Origin of the sequence: Flavobacterium sp. NLM (assembly GCF_002210235.1) — a bacterium.
GTDB classification, from domain to species: Bacteria; Bacteroidota; Bacteroidia; order Flavobacteriales; family Flavobacteriaceae; genus Flavobacterium; species Flavobacterium panici.
The window spans coordinates 45,687-70,150 of sequence record NZ_LIAC01000004.1 but is presented as its reverse complement, the minus strand read 5'-3'; the positions used below and the strand labels follow the sequence as shown (position 1 = coordinate 70,150).

22 protein-coding genes are annotated in these 24,464 nt (G+C 32.8%); 16 read left to right on the top strand and 6 right to left on the bottom strand.

Going from position 1 to position 24,464, the window contains the following annotated elements; all coding sequences use genetic code 11:
* Window positions 1-18: 18 nt before the first annotated feature.
* Window positions 19-1,563 carry a type 2 lanthipeptide synthetase LanM gene (locus tag APR43_RS05715; protein ID WP_053470699.1) on the top strand — a complete coding sequence of 515 codons (1,545 nt, stop codon included), beginning with the start codon at window positions 19-21 and terminating at the stop codon, window positions 1,561-1,563.
* A gap of 26 nt (window positions 1,564-1,589) precedes the next feature.
* On the opposite strand, the gene APR43_RS05710 is transcribed toward APR43_RS05715, so the two are convergent.
* Window positions 1,590-2,357 carry a response regulator transcription factor gene (locus APR43_RS05710; RefSeq protein WP_240514932.1) on the bottom strand — a complete coding sequence of 256 codons (768 nt, stop codon included), beginning with the start codon at window positions 2,355-2,357 and terminating at the stop codon, window positions 1,590-1,592.
* A gap of 305 nt (window positions 2,358-2,662) precedes the next feature.
* Here APR43_RS05710 and APR43_RS05705 point away from each other — a divergent pair, with 305 nt between their 5' ends.
* The 12 genes from APR43_RS05705 to APR43_RS05650 all read left to right on the top strand — a co-directional run bounded on the left by APR43_RS05705 (window position 2,663) and on the right by APR43_RS05650 (window position 16,433).
* Window positions 2,663-3,373, top strand: a complete 711-nt coding sequence (locus APR43_RS05705; RefSeq protein ID WP_108422165.1) for a hypothetical protein — start codon at window positions 2,663-2,665, stop codon at window positions 3,371-3,373.
* Window positions 3,374-3,500: 127 nt separating this feature from the next.
* Window positions 3,501-4,145 (top strand): helix-turn-helix transcriptional regulator, encoded by a 645-nt coding sequence (locus APR43_RS05700; RefSeq protein ID WP_165590673.1) that lies wholly within the window; start codon window positions 3,501-3,503, stop codon window positions 4,143-4,145.
* Between the two features lie 58 nt (window positions 4,146-4,203).
* Window positions 4,204-4,542, top strand: a complete 339-nt coding sequence (locus APR43_RS05695) for an NHLP leader peptide family RiPP precursor (RefSeq protein ID WP_053470695.1) — start codon at window positions 4,204-4,206, stop codon at window positions 4,540-4,542.
* Between the two features lie 94 nt (window positions 4,543-4,636).
* On the top strand, window positions 4,637-5,158 hold the full coding sequence (locus APR43_RS05690; protein WP_053470694.1) for a cyclic nucleotide-binding domain-containing protein: 522 nt from the start codon (window positions 4,637-4,639) through the stop codon (window positions 5,156-5,158).
* A gap of 30 nt (window positions 5,159-5,188) precedes the next feature.
* A complete protein-coding gene (locus tag APR43_RS05685; RefSeq protein ID WP_053470693.1) occupies window positions 5,189-6,757 on the top strand; it encodes a TolC family protein in 1,569 nt (522 codons plus the stop codon).
* 16 nt (window positions 6,758-6,773) lie between these two features.
* Window positions 6,774-8,036, top strand: coding sequence for an NHLP bacteriocin system secretion protein (locus APR43_RS05680; protein WP_053470932.1), 1,263 nt, complete (start codon window positions 6,774-6,776; stop codon window positions 8,034-8,036).
* Between the two features lie 9 nt (window positions 8,037-8,045).
* Complete coding sequence (locus APR43_RS05675; protein ID WP_053470692.1) at window positions 8,046-10,247, top strand: NHLP family bacteriocin export ABC transporter peptidase/permease/ATPase subunit; 2,202 nt, start codon at window positions 8,046-8,048, stop codon at window positions 10,245-10,247.
* Between the two features lie 10 nt (window positions 10,248-10,257).
* Window positions 10,258-13,170, top strand: a complete 2,913-nt coding sequence (locus tag APR43_RS05670) for an NHLP bacteriocin export ABC transporter permease/ATPase subunit (protein ID WP_053470691.1) — start codon at window positions 10,258-10,260, stop codon at window positions 13,168-13,170.
* Window positions 13,171-13,175: 5 nt separating this feature from the next.
* Window positions 13,176-14,318: a DUF7005 family protein gene (locus APR43_RS05665; protein ID WP_123924581.1), complete on the top strand. Its 1,143-nt coding sequence runs from the start codon at window positions 13,176-13,178 to the stop codon at window positions 14,316-14,318.
* Window positions 14,319-14,408: 90 nt separating this feature from the next.
* Window positions 14,409-15,266, top strand: coding sequence for a helix-turn-helix domain-containing protein (locus APR43_RS05660; protein WP_053470689.1), 858 nt, complete (start codon window positions 14,409-14,411; stop codon window positions 15,264-15,266).
* A 99-nt stretch (window positions 15,267-15,365) separates the two neighbouring features.
* Window positions 15,366-16,016, top strand: coding sequence for an HD domain-containing protein (locus APR43_RS05655; protein WP_053470688.1), 651 nt, complete (start codon window positions 15,366-15,368; stop codon window positions 16,014-16,016).
* 147 nt (window positions 16,017-16,163) lie between these two features.
* Window positions 16,164-16,433: a hypothetical protein gene (locus APR43_RS05650; RefSeq protein ID WP_053470687.1), complete on the top strand. Its 270-nt coding sequence runs from the start codon at window positions 16,164-16,166 to the stop codon at window positions 16,431-16,433.
* Between the two features lie 81 nt (window positions 16,434-16,514).
* Here APR43_RS05650 and APR43_RS05645 read toward each other — a convergent pair whose 3' ends face one another.
* The 4 genes from APR43_RS05645 to APR43_RS05630 all read right to left on the bottom strand — a co-directional run bounded on the left by APR43_RS05645 (window position 16,515) and on the right by APR43_RS05630 (window position 19,425).
* Window positions 16,515-17,237 (bottom strand): SDR family oxidoreductase, encoded by a 723-nt coding sequence (locus APR43_RS05645; RefSeq protein WP_053470931.1) that lies wholly within the window; start codon window positions 17,235-17,237, stop codon window positions 16,515-16,517.
* A 91-nt stretch (window positions 17,238-17,328) separates the two neighbouring features.
* On the bottom strand, window positions 17,329-17,925 hold the full coding sequence (locus APR43_RS05640) for a Crp/Fnr family transcriptional regulator (RefSeq protein ID WP_053470686.1): 597 nt from the start codon (window positions 17,923-17,925) through the stop codon (window positions 17,329-17,331).
* Window positions 17,926-18,044: 119 nt separating this feature from the next.
* On the bottom strand, window positions 18,045-18,734 hold the full coding sequence (locus APR43_RS05635) for an SIMPL domain-containing protein (RefSeq protein ID WP_053470685.1): 690 nt from the start codon (window positions 18,732-18,734) through the stop codon (window positions 18,045-18,047).
* 52 nt (window positions 18,735-18,786) lie between these two features.
* Window positions 18,787-19,425, bottom strand: coding sequence for a rhomboid family intramembrane serine protease (locus tag APR43_RS05630; protein ID WP_053470684.1), 639 nt, complete (start codon window positions 19,423-19,425; stop codon window positions 18,787-18,789).
* Between the two features lie 113 nt (window positions 19,426-19,538).
* Between APR43_RS05630 and APR43_RS05625 the strand changes: the two genes are divergently transcribed.
* Together APR43_RS05625 and APR43_RS05620 are read left to right on the top strand one after the other, a co-directional pair.
* On the top strand, window positions 19,539-20,414 hold the full coding sequence (locus APR43_RS05625; RefSeq protein WP_053470683.1) for a lysophospholipid acyltransferase family protein: 876 nt from the start codon (window positions 19,539-19,541) through the stop codon (window positions 20,412-20,414).
* A gap of 208 nt (window positions 20,415-20,622) precedes the next feature.
* Entirely contained in the window at window positions 20,623-22,107 is a 1,485-nt protein-coding gene (locus APR43_RS05620; RefSeq protein WP_053470682.1) for a glycosyl hydrolase, read from the top strand.
* A 67-nt stretch (window positions 22,108-22,174) separates the two neighbouring features.
* Here the strand turns inward: APR43_RS05620 and glmM are convergent, their stop codons facing one another.
* Window positions 22,175-23,563, bottom strand: coding sequence for a phosphoglucosamine mutase (glmM, locus tag APR43_RS05615; RefSeq protein WP_053470681.1), 1,389 nt, complete (start codon window positions 23,561-23,563; stop codon window positions 22,175-22,177).
* 289 nt (window positions 23,564-23,852) lie between these two features.
* Here glmM and APR43_RS05610 point away from each other — a divergent pair, with 289 nt between their 5' ends.
* Window positions 23,853-24,437: an ACP phosphodiesterase gene (locus tag APR43_RS05610; RefSeq protein WP_053470680.1), complete on the top strand. Its 585-nt coding sequence runs from the start codon at window positions 23,853-23,855 to the stop codon at window positions 24,435-24,437.
* Window positions 24,438-24,464: the final 27 nt, after the last annotated feature.

Sequence of the window (24,464 nt, the reverse complement as noted above, 5' to 3'; positions counted from 1 at the left end):
TACATTAAAGTCTTAGAAATGAATAATCAATCTACCCTTTTTATTAGCAAAAGTTTTGAAACAATTCCTTTTGTCGGAATCATTCTTCCATACACAGAATCTTTTCTGGAGAGCTTAAAATTAGAATTACCGGATAATGCTAAAGAAAAACTGCATTTGGAACTGTTAAAACAGCTGAGCGCTTTCTCTGAAATTATTTTACAACAGTCATTAGACTCTTTCGTTCTTGAAGGCAATACGGAGATAGAAATTTTTACAGCAAAAATGAATCAGTCGTTAGCTGTAGATTTTCCGGTTTTAGATCATATGATGAAACAAAAAGCAGCCAATTTTTCTCGTCATATTTCCAAAATCACAGATCGTTTTCATAATGATTATGAAAAGATAAAAGCCGTATTTAAACTAGATGAGGTAAAAATAACAGATATTGATGCAAGTCTTGGTGATGGTCATAACGGCGAAGGAACTGCTTTAATTCATTTATCAAATGAAACCAAACTGATCTATAAACCCAGAAATGTCAATTTAACCAATTCTTATAATGCACTGATTGATTGGATCAATCAAAAATTGAACTTAGATTTAAAAACATTTCAGGCTCTAGATTGCGGGGAATACGGATGGCTGGAATTTGTAAATAACGAAGAAATAACTTCTGAAAATGATTTAGAAGAATATTATCATAAAGCAGGAGCTTTACTTGCAACTGCCTATCTTTTAGGAAGCAAAGACTGTCATCGCGAAAATGTTATTGCCTCCGGAAAAAATCCCGTTATTATAGATCATGAAACCATTATTCAGCCTTTTTTATCAAATGGTCTAATTAATAATTCTTGGGATAACGAATGTAAAATACCCAATTTATCGGTTCTGGAAAACGCTTTAATTGTTAATGACGATACTGGGGTTCCAATACATTTTGCAGGTTATGGCGTTCGCAATAACTTACAAGTAACAGAGTTAGAAAAAAGAATTGTAAACCCAAATACCATAAATTGTAAAAGGGTAACACGCTTTTTATTCACACAGATTGCAGAAAATAATATTCCGAAATTTAAGGACCATTATATATTTCCAACCAATTACAGCAACAGTTTTCTGGAAGGATTTTCTATAGTATATGATTTGTTTTCCAATAATAAAGAAGAATTAAAATCTCTTAACTCTCCTATTGAGGTTTTCAAAAATCAAGAAGTCAGATATGTTTGGCGGCCTACTTTTATATATTTCAAGATATTAAAATTTATGCGTACCTCGGCTCTTATGTCTAGTTTTGAAGTTTATAATGCAAAATTAGCAGAGTTATTGTCTAAAGCTTACCTGGGACAAAATATGGAAACGTATAAGTTTATATTTGATTTTGAATTACAGCAAATGCTTAACGGAGATATTCCAATATTTAGCCTAAATAGTCTGGATAATGTACTTGATTGTAATGCATCATCAAAAATATTCGAATTCAATTGTATCGAAAATATAAACAGAAGAATTGATGCCATTTCTCCTGAACATAAAAAAGAACAATTGGAATTTATTAATCGCTGGATTAATATCAGAAATTAAGAAAACAACATAGCCGTAAAACGTTACTAAATCAGCTTATTATTTGTAGCATACGCAATCGCTTCGGTAATGCTGGTTACCTCTAGCCTTTCAAACAATTTTCTGCGGTGAAATTTTACAGTATCCGGAGAAACAAATATTTCATCGGCAATTTCGTTTATCGTAAAACCTCTGGTAGAAAGCTGCAAAATTTCTTTTTCTCTTTTAGATAAAGCAACTTTTTTAGATTCTTCCCAATGGTCTTTATCCAAATTATAGTTATGAACTTTATTTTCGCCGTTTTTATATATTTTGATGTTTCCTGCCTTACGTTCAGATGATAAGGAAATAATACAAATCGCTTTCCATATTTTTCCGGTATTGGTTAAAAAAACCGGAGTAAGTTTCTGATTGATTAAGATTAATTTCCCTTCCTGGTTTTTTAAATGAAAATCATAAGAAATCGTATAGAGAATCCTCTCATCGTGTGGTATTTTTTCATAAAAATCAAATCCAACAGAATTAATTTTCAATAGCAAATCTAAGTCTGCAGGAGGAACATGTTTAAAATAAAAAGCATATCCCATTTCCAAAACCTGCTCTGCCGTATTGCCGCACAGAAACAATGGATTATCCGAAACAAACTCAAAACCTTGTTCCAAATAATCTATAACATAGATACTCGTATATGTTGCTCTTGCAAATGCCTTAATAGGTTCTAAATAATCAAATTTTTGAGCCCTTTCTTCATCTGTCAAGCCGTAAATTGTGTTTCTGGAATCAAAAAACGAATTCGGATCCTGGTCTATCATCATTCATAATTTTAATCAAATGTAATCCTTTTTTGTAATGTATGAAAAGAATTACATTGTTCTTGTAAAAATAAGAATAATAATACTTATTGATTCTCAAATTGTTAGACACGGTATTTATGTTAAAACCCTTGTCAGATTTTACTTAAAGCCCCGTAAATACACGCCTTACAAAAAACCGGGTTTTCTATTATCAGCGAACTTCTTTCAATTTTAACAATTTTAATTTAAAAGAAGAGGCTACACTTTAGAGTAGTTTATTGATTTACAGATAAATACTACCATTTAGTGTAGCAGAAGAACGCTATATGAAAATTAGCTTTGTTACAAACCAACGAACCAAAGAACTCATGATTATAACTCAAAATTACCTAGAAAGACTAGAACTGGACCAGCTGAGTGAATTAGCCAAGTTTGTAGTCGAAGAGAACTTCAGTCATCATTGTGAAGATGTAAATAGTAATGAACTTGTAACTGACACTCAGGAAGTGTATGATGAAGAATTAAATTATTTTAAAGATTCTGAAATTTTCGTTGCAAAAGATTTTTCAGGAAATATTCAGGGATCTATTAGAGTAATTAAATGGGATTATAAAACGAAACTTCCGCTTCAGAAAATTTTTAATATCGATCCATTAAGTGTCTTCGGTTATTCTGATAAGTTTTCATCTGTTTGGCATATTGGCCGATTTGCAACTAAAAAAAATATCGAGGACAAAACTCTTTTCAAAAGATTAATGGTTTGTGCCATTTCTCCTATTTGTGAACAAAAAAATGGTGTTGCCTTTGCAGAGTGCGACAGCAAACTATTAAGAATTATGAAGCTGCTGGGAATAAAAGCCCAGGTTATAGGGGACTCTGTACACTATCTGGGTTCTGAAACTATACCAATAGCATTGAATTATGAAGGCTTAAGGGAATTTTATAATAACAATAAAAATTTTGTAACCTCCTTCTCTATCGATAAAATATCCCATAAAACCATTAAAAAGAAAAAGTATCACTCCCAAGCATGTTAATTCTTCCTTCAAAATAAATTAAGATATAAGCCAAAACCCTATACCCCAAAATACTCCCATTACAAGACCCAATTAAGATTTTTCAGATTATTGATTAACCGTTAATTCTATTACAATCATGAATGAAATGATAAAAAATACCACAATAGATTGGTCTTCCCCAGATATTTTGAACCAGATAGTTCAGAATATTAAAAACCCTTTAGAAAACATTATTGAGGCCAGCAAGCCCAGTATAACAAATAATAAAACACAAAGTGAAATTATTTTTTCGAGCAGCAAACAAATTAATGACCTGATTGAAGAAATTTTAGACGGCATCAAATCTAAATCTGTAAGCCTGACAGTTCAGGGACGTCCGGAAATTTTTGACATTTATGAATCCAATAAAAATGTTCAGGAATTGTGTATAAACAAAATTAATCCACAAAAAGTGACAAAACTGGATCAAGACTGGTTACTGAATTTAGAAAAAGAAATTTACAATTCTATCAGTCAAAATGATATGAACCTTTATGAACTGTCCTATAAAATGGCAGTAAGCGAAAGACAACTGCATAGAAAAATTGCAAATTTAGTTTACCTCACACCCAATAAGTACATCCGAATATTGAAACTTCATAGAGCTAAATATATGATCGATAATTATATACAAAACTCAATTTCACAAATCGCCTATTCTGTTGGGTACAACGATGTACATTATTTCTCAAAGTTGTTTTCGTACCAATATGACATTTCACCTAAAGAACTCATAAATTCTTTACGGTAAAACATTATTTATCAGCATCATAAACTCCAAACAAAATATAAATTTAAGACTAAATAAAATGATTTTAACAGAAGAACAAAAAAAGGGTCAGGATGTTTTTTTTAGGATAATTACAGAAGCCTGGGTAAACGATGATTTTAAAAAATCATTAATTACAAACCCCGAAGAAACATTAGAAAAGTTTTTTGGTAGAAAATTACCAATCGGTAAAAAGATCAAAGTGACAGATCAGTCAGATCCTGAATATCTGTACATCAATATTCCTATAAAGATGCAGCAAAAGGATCAGGAATTAGATGAAAAAAAACTAGACAAATTAAGCGGCGGAACTTCTAACCGGACTAGTACTACTACTGACTATGAAGGTTTATATGATTCTTTAGGGAATATATATTAAATAGAATTTTCAGGTGTCAGAAATCACAGATTCTTTGTCTTAATCAACAAACGAATTACAAATAAATTAGTATAACCTTAAAAAAAATAAAATTATGAAAAGAGCACTTTTTTTCTTAGGTCAGTTTAATAACAGAGATGTAGAATGGTTCATTAACAATGGGCAAAAAATAGAATTAGGAAACGGCGAAAAACTTATCCAAAAAGGGAATTTTATCGATAGTCTATACATCGTGTTATCAGGTCAATTATCTGTATGTGCAGAGAATGGCGACAAGCAAGACATTGCAACATTAGGATCTGGAGAAGTTGTTGGCGAAATGTCTTTTTTAGAAACAAGACCGCCATCCGTTTCTGTAATCGCCAGAAAAACATCTGTAGTTTATAAAATATCCCGTGAGGTGATCGAACTGCGACTTACAACAAACCCTGATTTCAAAGCTAATTTCTATTATGGTTTAGCCTTATTCCTGTCTAACAGATTAAGAAAAACAACAGATCAATTAGGTTATGGAACTGCGGAAGAAGAAGATTTAATTGATACAAGAATTTTAGATGGTGTTGCACAGGCAGGCTCACGTTTTGGGCAGATCTTGCATCGATTTTCGGAGGCATAATAAAATATAAATTTTAAGACCAGAATTTAAATGAGATTATACTATTCCTTTTTTGCAATATGGATTGTTGCTGTTACTAATTTACAAAGTCAATCTAAAATTAAATGTGATTTAATTCAAATTTCAACCATAGCATTTGACAAAAGCCCAAATATTAAAAGGACTTTTTATGCAATAGAAAATGCCGAAGGAGAACTTCAGGTACAATGGAGCACATTTGATTTTAATTTGAATTCAGGACTTTCATACAAAAACAGCAGACTGAATCTCTACGATGCTGATCCAAGAAATCAATATATCGAGAGATCACTGAAATCTAATTCGGTAGATTTTTCTGCCGGACTGCAAAAAAGATTTAGAACATCTCAAATTGCCGAAGTAAGTTTAAGATATCTCTATAACGACAGTAATTTTCCGCTTAATACCTTCAATGAGTTTGTAGGGGCATTTTATGGAACTCATACGGGAGTACTTAATTTCTCTTTAACCCAGCCTCTTTTAAGAGGAAGAGGAAAAAAAGTAGCAACAACCGGAGAGCAGGTTGCAAGTCTTTATATTGATAAAAACAAATTCGATTCTGAGTTTACAAATTCATACGAAATCCTGCAAATTGGCATTGCTTATTGGAATTATTATACCGCATTTAAAAGCCTCGATGTTTATATACAAAACGAAAGCAGAGTAAGAAACGTTCTGGAAATGACCAGAGAATTAATAAAAGCCGACAAAAAACCGGAGAGCGATATGGCTCAGGTAAATGCCGATTTAACAAATCAGGAAAGATTGACTTTTGTAGCGCAGCAAAATTTATACAATGCAAGATTAAATTTAGGAAGAGCAATAGGTTTATCTGATGAAGAAAGTCAGGAACTGGGCGATCCGGTAAATGATTTTCCTGCAGTTGCAGAAAGCGGTTACAAACAAAATATCAATAAAAGTGCGCTTATTAAAAGTGCCAAAGACAATCGAGGAGATTTAAAAGCCATACAAAAAGTTACCGAAGCCGTAGAACTTCAATACCAACTAGCCGAAAACAATTTAAAACCTCAGCTCGATTTAACCGGTTTTGCCTATTATGGCAGTACAAGTGTAGGAAATGGAGTCGACAAAACATTTTCTTCGTTTGTAAACAATCAGGGACAAGATGTTGGTGTGGGCGCAAAACTGACTTTTTCATTTGCATTAAATAATAACCTGGCAAAAGGAAATTATGCGATTAATAAAATTGCCGTAAAAGATCAGGCCGTAATAAGCGATAATACCAATCGAAACGTTGACTTAAACGTAAATATGGCGCTTAACAACCTAAACAATAGTGTCCTGATTCTTGAAAAAGCAAAAGAATCTATGGGATTTCACAAAGAAGCTTTTGACAACGAAAAAATAAAATTTCAAATGGGTTTAACCACACTTTTGAATTTAATGTTGTTTCAGGAAAGATTCACCTATTCAGAATTAGAATATCTAAATGCAGAACAGCAGTTTTCAAATGCAATTGTAAGCCTCAGACACGAAACAGGAACACTTTTATCTAAAGAAAAATCCAGTTTTAAAGTTGCTCAAAATGTATTTTATACTGTTCCAACTACAGAAAATTAATAAAAATTTAGAAACTATGTCAGCAAGTTTTTTCAGAAAATCAGCGTTAGAAAAGCTTTCTACACCAGAAAAGTTAGATCAATTAATTAAAGTTACAGGGCCAAAAGCCTGGATAGCTTTAACTACAGTTGCGGTAATATTATTTACGGCAGTTTTATGGTCTTTTGCAGGTACCGTAAAAACAAAATTAGATGTAGTTGGTGTGGTACAAGGAGGCGATGTTCATGAAGTAGTAGCTACTTCACAAGGACAGTTAGTAGAGCTAAAAGTAGCAATTGGTGACAATGTTAAAAAAGGAGACATTATTGCCACGATAAAACAGCCGGAACTGCTTCAGCAAATAGAAGATGCAAAAGCAGTAGTCTCTGACCGAAAGTTTGAAATGGGAAAATTAGCCTCTTACGGAAATCAGGGAACACAATTACAGGGTGAAATGATTAAGCAGACGCGGGTAAGTATTCAGGGAGAAATTGAATCTGAAAAAAAGAAACTGGCGTTTTTAAACAATCAATTAGAATCTGAAACTAGTTTAATAAGCAAAGGTTTAATAACAAAATCTGAAGTAGCCAATACCAAACAGCAAATAGAAGCTTCAAAAAATACGATTGAACGACTAAAAGGTCAAAAAGTAGAAACCTTAAACCAGCAGCATAATTTAGGTTTTGATATGCAGCAAAAAGTAACATTGCAAAACCAAAGAATTGCAGAAGCGGAAAGAAACTTACATTTCCTGACCGAAAGATATGATCAGCAAAAAAATATAAAAAGCCCTTATGACGGTGAAGTGGTTGAAGTTTTAACAGATGCAGGAATTGTTGTTGCCTCTGGAACGCCATTATTCAAACTCAAAAACCTTGACGAAACCAAATTAAGCGAACTAAAAGGCATTCTATATATTCCGTCACAAGATGGAAAAAAAATACGAAAAGGCATGGAAGCTTTAGTAGTTCCATCAACCGTTCAGCCGCAGGAATATGGATTTATAAAAGGAAAAGTAACTTATGTTTCTGATTTTCCTGTAACGCAGCAAGGTATGCTGACTTCTGTTAAAAACGATCAGCTGGCAAAAGGACTTTTGGCACAAGGTCCATTATTTGAAGTTCATGTTGATTTTGAAAAAGATCCAAAATCATACAGCGGCTTTAAATGGACATCGGCAAAAGGACCGGAGATTTTTATAAAAGAAGGTACTTCATGCATGGGAAAAGTAACCATAAAACAAGAACCTCCTGTGACGATAGTAGTTCCCGCATTCAAGAAATTTTTTGATTTATATTAATAAATACAAATGGGAGATATTGCAAATTTTGTTATAGAAAAACAAGCCCGGCCAGTTAAGGTTCCAACTGTATTACAGATGGAAAGCGTTGAATGTGGCGCGGCAGCTTTAAGTATTATTTTAGGTCATTTTGGTAAATTCGTTCCTTTAGAAAAATTAAGAATAGCTTGCGGTGTTTCCAGAGATGGGCTTAAAGCAACTAATATCATAAAGGCCGCTAAAGAGTTTGGATTAGATGCAAAAGGATATGCCAAATCTATTGAAAAGCTAATGCAGATTAAAACGCCTGCCATTATTTTTTGGAATTTTAATCATTTCTTAGTGCTCGAAGGTTTTACCAAAAAAAAGGTATACTTGAGCGATCCCGCACAAGGAAGATATTCTGTAAGCCATCAGGAATTTGATGATGCTTATACCGGAGTTGTACTCACTTTTGATACTAACGAAAGTTTTGAAAAAGGAAATGAGAAAAAAGGACTTATAGGATCTTTGCTTTCAAGAGTAGCCAGTTCCAGGTTAAGCATTACTTATATCATTATTGCCAGTTTATTTTTAGTAATTCCGGGTTTAATAATTCCTTCGTTTCTTACCGTTTTTATAGATAAATATTTAGTCAACAATTTTTCTGGTTTTGTAATGCCTTTATTGTTGATAATGGGCGGAATCTTAATTATTAATTCAGTATTAGTATATCTTCAGCAATACTTTTTACTCAAGCTCGAAACAAAGTTAGCCTTAGTTACTTCCAGTAAATTTTTATGGCACGTTTTTCATTTACCAATTGCTTTTTTCACACAGCGTTATAGCGGAGAAGTTGGTAACAGGGTTTCCTTAAACGATAAAGTTGCCAAATTATTAAGCGGCGATTTAGCCAACGCAGCCTTAAATGTTATAGTGGTTATTTTTTATGCAATCCTGATGTTTTCTTATGATGTTACGCTGACCTTAATCGGGATTTTTATGGCGGCATTAAATATCATCATCTTAAAATGTGTCGCTACGGCCAGAAAAGACGGAAGCCGCAGATTGAGTAATGAAACCGGAAAATTGCTAGGTACAACTACTTCCGGAATCAGCATGATTGAAACCTTAAAAGCATCCGGAAGAGAAAATGATTTTTTTACCAACTGGATAGGATATTTGGCCAAAGTGATGAATGCACAGCAAGAACTGGGCTGGTTAACTATTCGATTAAATGTTCTTCCAAATTTAATCACCTCATTAACAAATTTCTTAATTCTGGGAATTGGGGCTTTACGAATTATGGACGGCGAAATGACACTGGGAGCATTAGTAGCCTTTACTTATTTGATGAACAATTTTATTACACCCGTTAATCAATTGGTAACTGTAGGTAACACGCTGCACGAAACAGAAAGTGATATGAGTCGAATTGATGATGTATTGAATTATGAAATTGACAATCAGTTTAGAGAAAAAGAATCCAGCCAAAACTCACAGCCAGATCATAACGAAGTCCCTAAAAACAAACTCATTGGGTATTTTGAAATGAAAGATGTCACATTTGGTTATAACACTACAATGCCGGCATTAATAGAAAATTTCAATTTAAAATTAAAACCCGGAAGCAGAGTTGCCTTAGTAGGAGGTTCAGGAAGTGGAAAATCAACAGTAGCCAAAATTGCTTCGGGACTTTATGATCCGTGGAAGGGTGAAGTTTTATTAGATGGAAAAAACAGAGAAACCATTGCAAGAAATATCATTACAAGTTCATTAGCCGTAGTAGATCAGGATGTTATTGTATTTAATGGAACAATTAAAGAAAATATCTCTTTTTGGGATTCTATGATTTCAGAAAAACACATTATAAATTCTGCAAGAGATGCGGCGATTCACGATGTTATTTCGGCCAGAAGCGACGGTTATGATAGTCATGTAATGGAAGGCGGAACCAATTTTAGCGGCGGACAGCGCCAGCGTATTGAAATTGCAAGAGCCTTATCTGGTAACCCGACTATTTTAGTTATGGATGAAGCGACCAGTGCCCTTGATCCAACTACTGAAAAAACGGTAATGGATAATATCAAGAAAAGGGGCTGTACCTGCCTGATTGTAGCGCACAGGTTAAGCACTATTATTGATTGCGACGAAATAATAGTAATGGAACTGGGAAAAATAGTAGAACGTGGTTCTCATCAGGAATTGCTAAAACAAAATGGGGTTTATGCACATTTGATCGAATCAAAATAAATTTAATACCATGTCAGTAAAAGAGAAAATACATATAGGCGTTGAAAATCCATTGATTCTAAACAGTACAGATAGTTTCTGGATGGTTATTTCGGGAGAAGTAAATGTGTTTCATACTAAAATTGATGAAGACGGAGCATATTTATGTCCCTTAAAGTTTTTGTATTCTGCAAAACAAGGCGAATTACTATTTAGTTTATTACCTCAGCATTGCACTCAAAAAATTAGATTAATCGTTTATTCGAATGAAGCTAAATTACTGGCAATTCAAAAAAGTGACCTTTTGAATATTGACCCTTTCTTTTTGAAAAATCTGATCAATAAATGGATATCCAAAACATCTTCTGAATTAAATTTTCAAAACGCACCAAGAGTTTATATCGCACTTGATGATTTTAATACCATAAATTTAAAAGAAAATACCGTTGCATATCCTTCGCACGGCATAAACTGGGTAAGTTTAAACGGCGGAAGTCTTTCTGTTTTTTCATCTGATATCATTGTTAATTTTGATGATGCCTCTAATTTTCCAATTCCGGTATCAAATAAATTATGGATAAAATCCTTATCCGATCAAACAGAAATTAAAATATTAAGCACCAGAGAAGTTATTGAGGAAGAAGTTAATCTTTTGATTTCTTTAGAAAAAATACAATCTTATTTTTATACCCAGCTTGGCAAAACAATAGAAAATAATAGTGTTTTTGAAAATGAACATTTTAAAGCTAAACTAGTCAGCGAAGAAGATGAGTTAAAAAACACACTCGAAAAAATAAAATCTATTGTAACAGGCAGTAAAAAAAGTGTACCGCATGTAACAGCTTCAAAATTAAATAAGCAAAGTGTACTTTATTCAACCTGTCAGGTTATTGCAGATCACAGCCAATTTAAATTTGAAGAACCCAAACATATTGATGCAAACGAAACCAGCGCAAAAAACCTGCTGTATGCGATAGCAAAAAGTTCTAAAATAAGAGTCCGCAAAATTATTTTAAGAGATGCCTGGTGGAAAGAAGAAAACGGACATTTACTTGCCTTTACCAAACAAAAAAACGAACCCGTTGCACTTATACAAAAAACATCCAGTTCTTATTTAATAAAAAATTTATCCGACGGTTCTGAGTCAATTGTGAACCACGAAATAGCAGCGTCTTTAGAACCAATTGGTTATATGTTTTTTTCTGGATTCGATGTCAAGATGGATTCCATGAAAAAAGTATTAAATTTTGCCATGAATGGCGTTAAAAAAGATGCCAAACTATTAATTCTGGCTTCATTAGCAGGAAGCTTAATTGGACTATTAGTCCCTATTTTGTCAGGAGTTATTTTTGATGATGTTATTCCTACCGCAGACAGATCTATACATTTAGAAATATTTAGTATAATGATCATAATCGCTTTGGTAACAGCAGGACTTCAGCTTGCACAAGGCGTATTGCAAATGCGAGTAGAATCAAAATCCAGTATTAACCTGCAGGCAGGTGTAATGGATTATATATTGAGACTTCCGGTAACTTTTTATAAAAAATATACCGCAGGAGATCTTACCAATAGGGTTTTAAGTATCAATTCGATACGACAAATACTTTCAAGCACCTTAATGACGGCTGTATTAAGTGGAGCCTTCTCTTTTGTAAATCTGATACTTCTTTTTTATTACGACTCTAGTTTGGCCTGGATTGGCGTTGCATTAGCTGTAATCGCTGTTGTTTTTATGATAACTATGGGTTGTTTAAAATTAAAATACGACCGAGAAGTTTCTAAATATCAGGGAGAAATTCAGGGCTTTCTTTTTGAATTTTTATCCGGTATAAGCAAAATAAGAATAACAGGCGGAGAACGAAGAGTTTTTACATTATGGGCAGAGAAATTTTCAAAACTAAAACAATTAGGATTTAGTTCAGGTAGTTATCAAAATTTTGTCGAAATCTTCAATAGCTCCTATCCCCTGTTTACCAGTATTTTCTTTTTCTCTTTTATCTATTACAGCGTCCTTAATCCTGCTGTTCCGGGAGCAAACATGATCTCTGTAGGTTCCTTTATGGCATTTATTACCGCTTTTAATAAATTTTTGGGCGATAGTTTAAGGTTAAGTATGGCTTTTATAACCTCTTTAAATGTTATTCCGCTTTATGAAAGGGTAAAACCAATTTTAGAAGAAGAAGCAGAATCTATGGATCAGAGTATTGATCCGGGCGAATTGGCTGGCGATATCGAAATGAATTCTGTTTCGTTTAGATACAACGAAAATCAACCTCTGATTTTAAAAAATATTACCTTCAAAATTAAGCCGGGCGAAATGGTTGCTTTTGTTGGACCTTCGGGTTCCGGAAAATCAACTATTATGAGACTTCTTTTAGGATTCGAACATGCTGAAATGGGCTCTATATATTATGATGGAAATACTTTTGACACCATGAACAAAGAGCTTGTACGAAGACAAATTGGTGTTGTATTGCAAAATGGAGCACTTATGGCCGGAAGCATTTATCAAAATATTGTCGGGAATTCAGAATTGACCTTAGATGATGCATGGGATGCAGCACGTATGGCAGGAATGGAAGAAGATATCAAAAATATGCCAATGGAAATGCATACTCTTGTTAGCGAAGGCGCTGGAACATTTTCCGGCGGACAAAGACAACGACTTATGATTGCAAGAGCCATTGTACATAAACCAAGATTATTGTTTATGGATGAAGCCACAAGTGCACTTGATAACAGAACCCAAAATATTGTAGCCGAAAGTTTAGACAAACTTCAGGCTACACGTATTGTGATCGCACATAGATTAAGTACCATTAAAAACGCAGATCGCATTTATGTTCTGGATCAGGGAGAAATCAAAGAATGTGGCACTTATGAAGAGTTAATGCAGCAAGATGGCATATTTACACAACTGGCTAAACGCCAAATTTCGTAATGATCATGAATAATTCATTCCTCCCCGAACCAATTGATCAGGCTGCATCAATTGATTTATCAGACAAACTTAAAGCCTATCTTTTTAATAAGTTTCCTTTAAATGATGACTGCAGCGTTTCTACTTTTACCGAAGGCCCGGAAATTCAATTCTGGGAAGATTTTTTAATGGATTTTTCAAATGGAAAGGACATTTTTAATGCACTAAAAGAATGTTATCCGTCATTAAATTTTCTAATTGATAAAGAAATTGATAAAGCCGAATTGTATAACAACATGCTTTTAAAAGGAACAACAAACGATATAAAATTAACTTCTTACATAAAATTAGAAGACACAAAAAATATCAGTTTAGAACTTCACCAAAGTATTGCAGGCAAAATCCCGATTTTAACCATCCCTAATAAAGAAGATTTTGTAAAAATACTGCAGTCCATAATCCATAAAAACAATCCCTTACCCATTCCTGCATCAATGGGAGCTGTGTTGTTAAATGGTCTTAATAACTCAAAAAGGTTTAATATCATTAAAAAAAACTGGCTGCAAAATAATCCTTTTGGAGACTGGAATACCGAGTTTACAAACAACATTATGCCCAACAAATCTTTGTATAAAGATAAATTGATCATTTTAAGTACAAAACCTTACAGCAATGTACCGGCAAGTCAATTAGGTTTAGAAGAAGATCTATGGATATCATATTCAATTTCTATTCGAAAAGAACATGAATTAACGCATTTATATACGCTCAAAAAATACGGACAAGCCACCAATAACCTGCATGATGAACTTATAGCGGATTATATAGGAATTATTAAAACCATATGGAATTATAATAAAGTCTGGATGCTGACTTTTATGGGTTTAGAAAATTATCCTCATTACAGAGAAGGTGCCCGATTAGAAAATTATGTAAAAGAAAGTAAATTATCTCCGGAGGATTTTAAGCAATTGATTACCATAATAAAAAATGCTATTGAAAACATTGCCATTTTTGATAAAACTGCGGGCAAGGTAAAATCAACTAAAGATCAAATGTGCAGAATAGATTCACTTTGTGAAATAAGTTTAACTGATTTAGCGTCTGCAAATGGTGCCGAATTGTTAATTGATATTTATTATGAAAATTTCCATAGAACCTTATTTTAATCTTTACATTTGATACAATTCAAATACCATTGTTCAAAAAAATTCTAACTACCTTTGTTATCAATTTCATAAACAATTCTGTCAAAAATTATGCTTTCTATATCAAATTTGGTTGTAGAAGAAGAGATTAAAAATTCATTCTCGATACACTTTCTTGAAGACAAGAAATACGAGCAAAAATCAACGTACAGACTTGTTTATAACCGAATTTTACTAATTGAATCAGGAATTGGAGAAATAATTATTGACGACCAGATTTTTCAAATTTCATCTTCACAACTATTTTTAATCGCAAAAGGACAATTTATAAGTTTTAATGCTGAAACAAAATTTACTGGATACGAACTTAGTTTTGGCGATTGTTTTTGGGAAAGAACGCCTTCCAGCGCCAACAACTGTAAAGCTGTTTTGTTTAATAATGCTTCTGCCAATCAAACCATTCCGTTAAATCATCAGGACAATATTGAACTTATTTCAATTTTTAAATCTTTATGGTATGAATACCAAAAAGAGGAATACATCAATCAATTAGATGCTTTGGCTGCGTATCTAAAAATTATAATGATTAAGATTGCAAACATTAATCATTCCCTTTTAAAAGGCTTTGACAATTACGAAAATCAAACCTATACACAGTTTTTAGAATTAATCAGCAAAAACTATAAAACTTCCAGAGAAGTCGCAGATTATGCAGATCTTTTAGGAATTTCGGCACGAAAGCTAACAGATTTATGCAAACGCTGCAGCAACAGAGGCGCAAAAGAATTAATAAACGGACAAATTATTGCCGAAGCCAAAAGAGCACTGCAATTTAGTTCTAACCCAGTAAAAGAAATTGCTTTTCAGCTCAATTTTACTACTGCAGAGCAATTCAGTCATTTCTTTAAAAAGAATGCTCAGGTTTCTCCTCATGAATACAGATTACTTTTTTTAAATATCGGAAATTAAATACTTAATAATAATCCTGTAATTTTTGACATGCGCTTGACGTAATTTGACATTCCTCAAACAAGTTTCTCACGATACCTTTGAAAAAAACAAATTATCATGTCAGTAAACAAACTAAAAACAGTTGCAGGAATAATTATTCCGGATAGTTCTATTGCACAGCAGGCTACAGAACTTTTATTAGAACACGGCACAGAATTTATCTACAATCATTCGCTGCGTGTATTTCTGTTTTCTTCTTTAAACGGAAAAAGAAGAAAACTTAAATATGATGAAGAATTATTGTATGTGGCTTCCGTTTTTCACGATTTGGGTTTAACAAAACACTACAGCAGTACAGATTTACGTTTTGAAGTAGACAGTGCCAATGCAGCGAGAGATTTCCTCAAAAGCCATAATTTACCAAAAGAGTCATTGCAATTGGTTTGGGATACCATCGCACTGCATACCACAATTGGTATTGCAGAACATAAAGAACCAGAAGTTGCGCTTATGTATTCTGGAGTTGGCTTGGATGTTATGGGAGAAGGATATGAACATTTAAGCGATCAAAACAGAATTGAAATTCTGGACGCTTTCCCACGTGATGATTTTAAGAATAAAATTATTCCAACTTTTTTTAGCGGATTTGAACACAAAACAGAAACTACGTTTGGAAACATAAAAGCCGATGTCTGTGCTTACATGATTCCGAATTTTCATCGCAAAAACTTTTGCGACTGTATTTTGCATTCTCCATGGAAAGAGTAATAGATTAATTTACAAATCGTAAGATGAGAATTTAGTAACTCATTCTCAAAATTGTATAAAATAAATAGCCGTAAAAAAATTTAATTTTAAGTTATGCTAATTGAAAAGTTAGATAAAGCTTAAACTATAAATTTAAACCTCTATATTATGATTTTTGACGATTACTATTATATACCAGAAGAATCTACAGGCGACATGACTTCTTACGAAGAGCAGCTACTTTTAAATTATGATGATTATCTGCAAGGAAATCTTTCGAACACATTAACATCGCATAAGCATTTCAATCTTGAACTGGATGATCTTGAAGATGAATTCCTTGATGATGATATGGAATCTGAATATGATGAAAATGACTGGGAAGAACTAGACAATGAAGATGATTCTGAACCTGAAACTTTTTTAATGCAAAGCTGAAAGTGGATGCACAAATATTGGTAAAGGAGCCTTTGAAAATATTCATTGGCTCCTTTATCTTATAATTGATTTTGATTGAATTTATACTAATGAAGTTCCGCCGTCAATAATTAAAGTCTGTCCTGTGCCATATTCCTGCTCCAATAAATAGACAAATGTTTTAGCAATATCTTCGGCCTCGCCTACTCTTTTTACAGGCAAAGCGTTTCCAATATTGGTATACATTTCATTTCTTTCATTTTCAGACATACCGCCCCAAAGTTCTGTTTTTACTACTCCAGGCGAAACAATATTAACTCTTATTGGTGCTAATTCCATTGCTAATGCTCTTGAAAAACCTTCCATAGCTGCACAAATACTGGCACCCAATGCCCAGCCTTTATTAGGTCTGTTGCTTGCAATTCCGCTGGTTAGTACAATTGAACCTGTAGAATTGATAAATGGCGCTGCATATTTTACGGCTGTAAAAGCGCCCCAATAACGAATATTAAAATAATTTTTAGCTGTTTCTAAAGCAGTATCTTCCACATTTGAAAGCATAATATTTTCACCCGCAGTAAAAATCAAATGATCAAACGGGCCAATTTTTTCAAAAAAACTTTTGAGTTGCAATTCATCAGTCACATCAATAACTTGCCCAGATGCTTGACCTTTTATTTCCTGCAAAGCTTTGTCTATACGCTGTTGATTACTGGACGCAATTATTACATTTGCTCCTTTTTGTACGATTGATTTTGCTGTAGCCAAACCAATTCCGGCACTTCCTCCTATTATAACTACTTTTTTACCTTTTAGATTTTCCATTGTTTCTTGTTTACTATTATTCACTATTTTTTAGTCGAACAAAAGTAGAAAGTCACTTACGGAATGGATTTAACAAATGTTAAAAAGGAATTTAGAATGCATTCTTTTTAATTCTGCTTAAGGATTGTTTGGCAATGCCAAGATATGAGGCGATATCAGTTTGGGATACTCTGGAGGCAATATTAGGTTGTCGCTCTATAAATTTTTGATAACGCGATGTTGCATCTGTACCAAGATAAAAATTGCGCAATTCTACTTTATTAAGCAGCGCTTGTTGAAAAATAGTATCGAGCATTGGTTTAAAATAAGGTAAATCTTTAATTAAAGACTCTAATTTACTTCTTTCCAAAACAATTATTTCTGAGTCACAAGCCGCCTGAACAATATCTTGAGAAACTATATTTTCAGTAAAACTTTTCAAAATAGTGCAAAAATGATTTTCACCGAAAAAGAAATGGATAACATCATTTCCTTTATCACTAACGCTTGCAATTTTCAATACGCCATTACAGACAAAAAAGATTTCGTTTGCAATTTTATTTTCTTCAATTAAAATTTCACCTTCTTTTACAGTTCTATATTCTAAATATTGCGCAATACTATTTTTATCTTCTAAAGAAATTTCATGAAAAAGATCTAAATGATTACAAAACTGTTCCAGCATATTATTACAATCTTCTTTTAGCATTTTCAGTATATTTTGACTTTATCAAAGTTAGAAAGATTAATCATCATTGATCAAAAAAAATCCAAATCCCAATCGTAAAATTGGAATTTGGAATTTTTATTATTTGGAATTTAAACTATTTAGTCCAAAATAAAACTTACACTAACATTTGCTGTAATTTCGATTTCACCAACTGCTAATGTTTCGTTTTCAGCTCCTGCATTATCAGCAGCCATTGACTTCATAGCCGCATACATTGGCTGTGGGTGATAAATTTGTGAGTTATCTGAAATAACATAAGCTTTACCTACTTTTTGACCTAAAACTGAAACGTAGTCTTCTGCTTTTGCTTTAGCATCTTTCATAGCTAATTTTCTGGCTTCAGACTGTAATGATGTTAATTTAGAAGATTCAAAAGAAACTCTGTCAATACGGTTAATTCCTTGCTGAACCAAACCTTCCATCAATTCATCATATTTAGATAAATCTTTTAAAACGATTTCTACAGTTTGTGTCGCATTGTAGCTTGTTTTCTTTTTCTCGTAATCGTATTGCGGATTAAGTGCTACTTGCTTTGTTTTGAAATCTGCTGCAGGAAGATTCATTTTTTTGATGAATTTTAAAACCGCGTCAATTTTTTCGTCATTTTGCTTTTTGACATCTTTAGCATTATTCCCTTTTGTTTCAACCGTAGCTGAAATACAAACCTGATCAGGTGCTACTTTTACTTTTCCTTCCCCATTTACATTAATTTGAGGAATTTGTTTGGTTTCCTGGCCGTAAGACATAGTCATAAACATGATTGTTAAAAATAATACTAGTTTTCTCATTTCTGTGATATTTTAAGTTATTGATTAAAGCATTTCAAAAGTTATGCCAGCATTATAATTTTCCCAATTTCGCCATGACGAAAAGAATCAAAATTGGGACTAAAAGTAAAACAACGATGAAAGTATTATCATAAACTAATGAAGGTTCTTTTATCAAAGTAATTAAGTATCCGCCAATTGCGCCTCCAAAATGGGCTGTATGTCCAATATTATCATTTTTTGCTTTCATTCCGTAAATAGAATATAATAAATATAAAATTCCGAAAAGATAAGCGGGAATTGGAATTATACCAAAAATTCCAAGTGTCATATCAGGATGAAGTAAAATTGAAGAGTATAAAACCCCGGTCACGGCTCCTGAAGCTCCAACAGCACGATAGCTGTAATCATTTTTATGAAAGATCATGGTAAGAAGACTTCCAAAAATTAAACTTCCAAAATAAACCAGAACAAAAGAAAAAGTTCCCATCCAGTCTATAACCACCGGTGCAAACATCCAAAGTGTATACATATTAAAAACCAAATGTATAATATCTACATGCAGAAAACCAGACGAAAGCATTCTGATTTGTTCTCCTGCACGTATACTCCCAACATGAAATTCGTATTTTCTAAAAAAATAAAGATCGTTAAAACCTTTATAACTAATCAGTACATTGGCCACTATAATTCCAATTAAAATGGTATTCATAAATAATATTTAATGTGAAGGGTAAAGATAAACAATATCAAACATAAGTTGATGAGAATCCAAAATATCGAGCTTATTCATTTTTACATTATATTTGTAGAAAAAAATTTTAGATGCAATTTATTGTTTATATAATAGCCTTCCCTTTACTTTGGCTAATCTCTATACTCCCATTTCGCTTATTTTATTTGTTTTCAGATTTTGTATACTTTTTAGTTTACAGAGTTATTAGATATCGTAAAAGTGTAGTACGCGAAAACCTGGCACTTACTTTTCCTCATTTAAGCAAAGCTGAAAGAAAAGTCATTGAGAAAAAATTTTATCACCATATGTGTGATATGTTTTTAGAGATGGTAAAAACATTGAGCATTACACCCGAAGAAATGGAAAAGCGATTCCATGTTACTAATATTGAATTAGTTCAGGATTATGCAAGACGAGGTAAAAGTGTAATTCTTGTTGCTTCACATTATGCAAGTTACGAATGGCTTTTAACCATTAATCCAAAACTGGGTTTTCAGGGAATTGCAGTATATAAAAAAATTGCCAATCCTTATTTTGATAAATTGATTAGAAAAATTCGTTCCAAATACAATACCGAATTAGTTGAAACAAGAAAGGCGATTCCAACAATGGCCCAAAATCAGCGTGACGGAAAACTAAGCATGTATGGACTTGCAAGTGATCAATCGCCTAAACTGGACAGAATTTTTCATTCTATGAAATTTATGGGTATTGAAGTTCCTGTTCATACAGGAGCCGAAATGCTGGCAAAAAAATATGATTTAAGTGTCATAATGGTAAAAGTAAAAAAGGTTTCAAGAGGTTATTATGAAGCTACTTTTTTAACCATTGCTGATAATCCGCATGATTATAAAAATTTTGACATTACAGAGAAATACCTGAAAGAAGTAGAAAAACAAATTCTTGAAGCTCCTGAATTTTATCTTTGGACACACAAAAGATGGAAACATAGAGTTACTAAATAATTTACAAAAGAAAATCCAAAAAGCAGTCGTTACTTTTTGGATTTTCTTTTATCGTCAAAACTGTAAATCTTGCATATAAGATTTACAAAGGTGTTGAAATATATTTTGATGGGTTTTTGTAATATTTTTTTTTGACTTAAAAACTACACAAACCACATAAATTTGAAGTTAACTAAATCGAATAAAAAACCTTACCAAAATTTTAATCATGATTAAAAAGTTACTTTTTACATTTTTGTTAATAACCGTTTCGATTACAGCATTTGCCCAGAGTCCGAAACGCGGAATTGCTTATGGAAATAATTCAACGGCTGATTTATTAGCACTTAAACCGGGAATTTCCTGGTGGTACAATTGGGGATCACTTCCTGAAAATGACGTTAATGCCAATTATGCAACACTTGGAGTTGAATATGTCCCAATGATTTGGGGAAAATTAAGCGATGCTGAAGTACAAAATTTTATAAATAAAATTAAACCAGGTGCTAAATATTTATTAGCTTTTAACGAACCTAACTTTAATGATGGCGCTCGTTTAACTCCTCAGGAAGCTGTAAATGCATGGGTAAACGTAGAAAAAGTTGCTGCTGCAAAAAACTTAGAAATCGTAAGCGCATCACCGGCTTTTAATGGGCCTGATAATTATGGCGGTTACAGCAGTCCTACTGCATGGCACGATCAATTTTTTCTTTTGTGCCCTGATTGTAAAGTCGATTATATTGCTTTTCATACTTATGACAGTTCTGCTGGCGCCGTGATAGGCGTAACCGGACTTTTAAAAAACTACAACCGTCCAGTTTGGGTAACTGAATTTGCAAACAGAGTAATTCAGTCTGAAGCAGATAAAATTTCTTTTATGAAGCAAATCGTAAACAGTTTTGAAAACGATCCTGATATTTACAGATATTCTTGGTTTACAGGCCGCGTTCCGGCAGACTGGACAGATATGCAGGAAGGACAATTGTTGAGCCCAACAAGTGGTGTTTTAAAACCAATAGGAACAGAATATATTAATGTTAGTTATACAAAAAAAAAATTAAATGTTCCGGGCAGAATTACAGCCAATCAACATTACAGAAGAAAAGGAACAGGATTACAAAACACAACAGATTCCGGAACCGGACAAAATGTTTGTTTTATTGAAAACGGTGACTGGAACGAATTTATGCTTAATGTTGCCAATGCAGGAACTTATAACTTAACGTTTAGAGTTGCTTCGCCAACTATTCCGGGGAAATTTGACATTTTAGTTAATGATCTTGTAGTAAAAACAGATGAAACGTTTCCTGTAACTGGTGGATATCAAACATATGCAGATAAAGTTGTAAACGGAGTTACATTGCCAAAAGGTGAGGTTTATTTAAAAATTAAGTTCAAATCAAATGATATGAATTTTAATTATATTGATGTAGCTTCAGGAAACTTAGGCGTAAATGATCCAAAAGCAGATAATGATTCTTTTACGATTTATCCAAATCCTATTAAAGTTGAGTCTACACTTCATATAAAATCTTTTACAACAGAACCTATATCTCTAAAAATTGTAGATATGAAAGGAAGTGTATGTTTCTCTTCTAATGATTATTCTACAAACGAAGATATTAAGATTGGCGATAAATTAGCTGCCGGAGTTTATATCGTAAACGTTTCGTATGGTTCAATTAACAAATCAATGAAAATTATAAAGAACTAAGTTTTAACTATACAAAAAGCGCCTTTCATAAATTTGAAAGGCGCTTTTTTATTTAGTATCGCAAAAATTAAATTCCTGCAATCTCTTTTATTTCATCAATAATACGAAGTGCTAAAGTATCAGCTTCTTTTTGCGAAGGCGCTTCTGTATAAATTCTAATAATTGGTTCTGTATTAGATTTTCTTAAATGAACCCATTCATTAGCAAAATCAATTTTTACACCATCAATTGTCGAAATATCTTCGTTTTTATATTTCCCAGTCATAGCCGTTAAAATCGCATCAACATCAATTTGAGGAGTCAGTTCGATTTTGTTTTTACTCATATAATATTCAGGATATGAAGCTCTCAATGCCGAAACTGCTATTTTTTTATTTGCTAAATGCGTTAAAAATAAAGCAACTCCCACCAAACTGTCACGTCCGTAATGCAATTCAGGATAAATAATTCCGCCGTTACCTTCACCGCCAATAATTGCATTATTCTTTTTCATTAATTCCACAACATTCACCTCTCCTACTGCACTTGCTTCATATTTTCCGTTATGTCCATTTGTAACGTCACGCAATGCACGGGACGAAGACATATTCGAAACTGTATTTCCCGGAGTTTTACTCAAAACATAATCGGCGCAGGCAACCAATGTATATTCTTCACCAAACATTTCACCATCTTCACTGATAAAAGCCAAACGATCAACATCTGGATCAACAACAATTCCTAAATGCGCTTTTTCTTTTACAACCAATTCAGAAATATCAGTTAAATGCTCTTTTAAAGGTTCCGGATTATGCGGAAAATGTCCATTTGGTTCGCAGTATAATTTTACCACTTCAACGCCCATTTGTTCTAATAAGTTTGGAATAATAATTCCGCCAGAAGAATTCACTCCATCAACAACAACTTTAAACTTAGCATCTTTTACAGCCTGAACATCAACTAAAGGCAAATTCAATACTTCATCAATATGAATATCCATATAAGCATCATTCAGTGTAATTTCTCCAAGATTATCAACATCAGAGAAATCAAAAGCTTCAGCTTCGGCAATTTCAAGAATTTTAGCACCATCATCTCCGCTTAAAAATTCTCCTTTTTCATTCAATAATTTCAAAGCATTCCATTGTTTTGGATTATGAGATGCCGTTAAAATAATTCCTCCATCTGCTTTTTCAAGAGGAACCGCAACTTCAACTGTAGGCGTTGTCGAAAGTCCCAAATCAATTACATTAATTCCTAAACCTATTAAAGTATTTACAACAAGATTATGAATCATAGGTCCCGAAATTCTAGCATCGCGGCCTATTACAACTGTTAGTTTTTCTTTTGAAGTATTATTTTTAAGAAAAGTTCCGTATGCCGATGCAAATTTTACAGCGTCAACAGGAGTCAGGTTATCTCCCACTTTTCCACCGATTGTTCCTCGTATTCCTGAAATCGATTTTATTAAAGTCATCTTTGTGAGTTATGGTTATTTTATTACAAATATAAAAAAGTTACTAAGCTTATGAGGTTCTACAAGGCTAAGTTTTTTTTCTACTTTAAATATTCAAGTAAAATCTCTGATTATTTTATCATAATTATCAAGGCTCTTAGATGATAAGATGCTAATGTTTTTTTAATACCTTAAATATTTAAGTAAAATAGTGACTATTTTATAACAAAATGATTTAAAAAAGTTTTTATACATTTACTAAAATAACTTAGTGACTGAGTAACTCAGAACCTTAGCAACTTTAGAAAAAATGAATTTCTTAGCCCATATATATCTTTCCGGTGATAATGATTTAATCAAAATTGGCAATTTTATGGCTGATGGCATTCGCGGAAAAAAGTTTGAGCATTTTCCGCAAGATGTTCAAAAAGGAATTCTTTTACACCGCTTTATAGACACTTACACAGACTCTCACGATATTTTTAGACAAAGCACCAGACGTCTTCACGAAAAATACCACCATTATTCCGGAGTAATTATAGATATTGTTTACGATCACTTTTTAGCCAAAAACTGGTCGAATTATTCCGATGAAAAATTAGAAGACTTCATCAATCGTTTTTACAATTCACTGCACGAAAACTATGCTGTTTTAACCGAAAAAACCCAAGGTTTAATGCCTTATATGATAGAAAGAAACTGGCTTTTAAGCTACAGAACTGTCGAAGGAATCCATCAAATTTTAACCCAGATGGACAGACGTTCAAGAAATGTTTCAAAAATGCAGTTCGCCAGTGAAGAATTAAAAGAATTTTATACAGAATTTGAACAGGAATTCACTCTTTTTTTTGAGGACATTCAACAACAAGCCAAACAAAAATTACTTTCCTTATAAACCTAACCATTTTATAAAATATGTTCT

Excerpts from the sequence above, each read along its gene's own strand:
- APR43_RS05715 (WP_053470699.1), top strand. The coding sequence starts at position 19 with ATGAATAATCAATCTACCCTTTTTATTAGCAAAAGTTTTGAAACAATT.
- APR43_RS05710 (WP_240514932.1), bottom strand. The coding sequence starts at position 2,357 with ATGATGATAGACCAGGATCCGAATTCGTTTTTTGATTCCAGAAACACA.
- APR43_RS05705 (WP_108422165.1), top strand. The coding sequence starts at position 2,663 with ATGAAAATTAGCTTTGTTACAAACCAACGAACCAAAGAACTCATGATT.
- APR43_RS05700 (WP_165590673.1), top strand. The coding sequence starts at position 3,501 with ATGATAAAAAATACCACAATAGATTGGTCTTCCCCAGATATTTTGAAC.
- APR43_RS05695 (WP_053470695.1), top strand. The coding sequence starts at position 4,204 with ATGATTTTAACAGAAGAACAAAAAAAGGGTCAGGATGTTTTTTTTAGG.
- APR43_RS05690 (WP_053470694.1), top strand. The coding sequence starts at position 4,637 with ATGAAAAGAGCACTTTTTTTCTTAGGTCAGTTTAATAACAGAGATGTA.
- APR43_RS05685 (WP_053470693.1), top strand. The coding sequence starts at position 5,189 with ATGAGATTATACTATTCCTTTTTTGCAATATGGATTGTTGCTGTTACT.
- APR43_RS05680 (WP_053470932.1), top strand. The coding sequence starts at position 6,774 with ATGTCAGCAAGTTTTTTCAGAAAATCAGCGTTAGAAAAGCTTTCTACA.
- APR43_RS05675 (WP_053470692.1), top strand. The coding sequence starts at position 8,046 with ATGGGAGATATTGCAAATTTTGTTATAGAAAAACAAGCCCGGCCAGTT.
- APR43_RS05670 (WP_053470691.1), top strand. The coding sequence starts at position 10,258 with ATGTCAGTAAAAGAGAAAATACATATAGGCGTTGAAAATCCATTGATT.
- APR43_RS05665 (WP_123924581.1), top strand. The coding sequence starts at position 13,176 with ATGAATAATTCATTCCTCCCCGAACCAATTGATCAGGCTGCATCAATT.
- APR43_RS05660 (WP_053470689.1), top strand. The coding sequence starts at position 14,409 with ATGCTTTCTATATCAAATTTGGTTGTAGAAGAAGAGATTAAAAATTCA.
- APR43_RS05655 (WP_053470688.1), top strand. The coding sequence starts at position 15,366 with ATGTCAGTAAACAAACTAAAAACAGTTGCAGGAATAATTATTCCGGAT.
- APR43_RS05650 (WP_053470687.1), top strand. The coding sequence starts at position 16,164 with ATGATTTTTGACGATTACTATTATATACCAGAAGAATCTACAGGCGAC.
- APR43_RS05645 (WP_053470931.1), bottom strand. The coding sequence starts at position 17,237 with ATGGAAAATCTAAAAGGTAAAAAAGTAGTTATAATAGGAGGAAGTGCC.
- APR43_RS05640 (WP_053470686.1), bottom strand. The coding sequence starts at position 17,925 with ATGCTAAAAGAAGATTGTAATAATATGCTGGAACAGTTTTGTAATCAT.
- APR43_RS05635 (WP_053470685.1), bottom strand. The coding sequence starts at position 18,734 with ATGAGAAAACTAGTATTATTTTTAACAATCATGTTTATGACTATGTCT.
- APR43_RS05630 (WP_053470684.1), bottom strand. The coding sequence starts at position 19,425 with ATGAATACCATTTTAATTGGAATTATAGTGGCCAATGTACTGATTAGT.
- APR43_RS05625 (WP_053470683.1), top strand. The coding sequence starts at position 19,539 with ATGCAATTTATTGTTTATATAATAGCCTTCCCTTTACTTTGGCTAATC.
- APR43_RS05620 (WP_053470682.1), top strand. The coding sequence starts at position 20,623 with ATGATTAAAAAGTTACTTTTTACATTTTTGTTAATAACCGTTTCGATT.
- glmM (WP_053470681.1), bottom strand. The coding sequence starts at position 23,563 with ATGACTTTAATAAAATCGATTTCAGGAATACGAGGAACAATCGGTGGA.
- APR43_RS05610 (WP_053470680.1), top strand. The coding sequence starts at position 23,853 with ATGAATTTCTTAGCCCATATATATCTTTCCGGTGATAATGATTTAATC.